Here is a 2,436-nt window from a genome sequence, read left to right as displayed (position 1 = left end):
ATGAAAGGATGATAACTTATATTTTTTTCTGTCCGATTTCTACGGCATATTATAATAGGATGTAATTGTAACCCTTTAGTATTTACAGGTATGGAAGAAACATTGCATACGCCGCATATTTCAACTGTTGCACCTGATTTTTTCAAAAATTCCATTGTAACAGGGTCTTTTATTGCCTGAACACCGTGTCCGATTCTGTCTGCTCCCATCTCCAAAGATTCCCTTACGGCTAAATATCCTTCTTTACCGTCACAAGTCGGGGTTTCTCCGGCATGACAAGTTATTCCTACGGTTTGCCCTTTGCTTTCTCCTGCTTTTACCGACTTATTATGGTTTGTTATCGTCTCAAAAGCCTCCTTGAAAAATTTCGGACTGTATCCTGTGTCTTCCGGACCTGCAAGATCAAAGCCGAACTTTAAATTCGGATATTCTTGTGCATATTTTGTAGACAATTGGGCATGTTGCAAGACTTCTTCGGGTTTCCAGTCTTTGCCCCTATAACCCAGCAGAGTAAATCCCATTTTAGGAGCATCGCCGCCTTTTGCTTTTATTTCATCACAAGTTTTCTTTATAGCCTGTAAAATATTTTTTGTAGCATCATCAGGACTTAACGGATTACCAAGTTCATCTCTTTGCCCGACAACGGCACATCGGATTTCAGTTGTAAGTTGACCCTGTTTTACTGCTTCTTCTATTATGCCTTTAACAGCTGCTTGATAATCTTTAGGCGTTCTTATAGGACTGCCTATTGTGCCGTAGGCTTGATTAAATCTATCTAAGTTGGCAAAACCTTCTTCGCCTTCAGTATATGCAGCTTTAATCGCATTAATCTTTTCATCGTCAAATCCATGTTGCTTTGCTCTTTCTAATAATGTTTCTTGAGGAACAGAACCTTTTAAATGTTGATGGCTGTTTGATTTAGGTAATAATCTTATTTGAACGGCAGCAATCTTTACATCTTTTTGAGCAGGTGTTAAAGACTCATCTGCCTTTATTTCATTTAAAACTTTTTTTGCTTGAATTAATCTGGTTTCAAAATCCATTGCATTAATTTTTTGAAATACTTCTTTATCAAGAGTTTTCACTACTTTTGCAGTAAATTTAAATTCTTCGCCTAACGTTTTTGGCATTACTTGCGTGGCTGAATCTTTATATATTTCAAATAATTTTACTGCTCTGTTAATTTGATTAAAATCGTCACATAATTTTGCATGTGCCGAAGATAATTCTTCAGGCGACATTTTTGATTTTTCTTCATTAAATTTGTTTAATAATTCAAATGCTCTTCCTGAGGCAGGATTCATTGGATCAGCAATATATCTTTTGAGAATCCCGTCTTCGAAGCTTTGTGTATAGACACTATTTTTTAGTTCATTAACCATAACAGCTTCTCCGGCTTTTACTTTTAATTCTCCTTCGTTAGTTTTCAACACAGTACCTTCAGGCAACATACAGAATTCACCGGCAGCACATTTAGTTGCTTTTATTTTTTGATTTAACTGTAATTTATTTGCATCTACGTAACTAATATTTCCATTGTTATATTTTTCTGTATCTGCATATATTATGCTGAATTCTTCTTTTGAGCAAAATCCTATATCCGGTCTTCCGTCAGCTAATGTACCATAATTTATAATTATTGAATTTTCATCCAAAGCATTAGGGAACCATTCTCTGTTATGAACATGCCATCCGTCAGCTTCTTTTTCTAATCCGACAGATTTTAATTTTTCATCAGATTCAGTTAAATCCGGTATAAATGCTTCAATATTGTTTGGTTTGCTTATCATAGATAATTTATTTTTTTGGATAATTTCAGAGCGTGCCTCCAATGGTTGGTTGCCAAAAGCTAACCCGCTGTTTTTTGAACCAAAAGTTAAGCTATTTATTGTTTTGGCTTTATGCATTGCCAACAGAACATCACTATATGGAACAATTAATGTTTTTTCAATTGACTGTATGCCTGTTTTGGATTTCAATACAGATTCAGATCCGAAATAAGCCTGTTTTTTAAAATTAACAGGTGTAATTTGAGAATTAGATTGATAATTTTTTGACAGAACATTAATTGTTGATAACGACATAAATATTTTTCCTATAAGTTTTTTAATTTATACTTTTTAAATACCCCTCAATAATATAAATTGCTTTTTTTGCAAAAAACTTTACAAATATTAATAATTATTTCAGAGGGGTAACAGGTCAGCCCTCTCGCATTAATGTAATACCAAAATGCAATCAAAGTATAACCTTAAAAAAGAATGGGTTAAAGGGGCGAAGCCCTTTCTGTATCTCACCCCCTCCCTCAAGGGAGGGGGTAGGGGGTGGGTGATAAAGAAATGCTTTGATTGCAAATCAGTATAAAGAATTTTTTTTGCCTAATGGGCACTCCTAAAAACATAAAAATTTACAATATGGTATAATTAACCTGTTAAT

General features: G+C 34.2%; 1 protein-coding gene. It reads right to left on the bottom strand.

Translation table 11 applies throughout. The annotated features are described in order from the left end of the window. The coding region (locus WCG23_13270) for a hypothetical protein (protein ID MEI8390842.1) at positions 1 to 2,084 on the bottom strand (2,084 nt) is incomplete at its 3' end. Between the last annotated feature and the right edge of the window lie 352 nt (positions 2,085 to 2,436).

The organism is bacterium (genome assembly GCA_037147175.1).
Taxonomy (GTDB): domain Bacteria; phylum Cyanobacteriota; class Vampirovibrionia; order Gastranaerophilales; family UBA9971; genus UBA9971.
The sequence above is the reverse complement of the archived record's forward strand: the minus strand, read 5'-3'. Positions and strand labels throughout refer to the sequence as shown.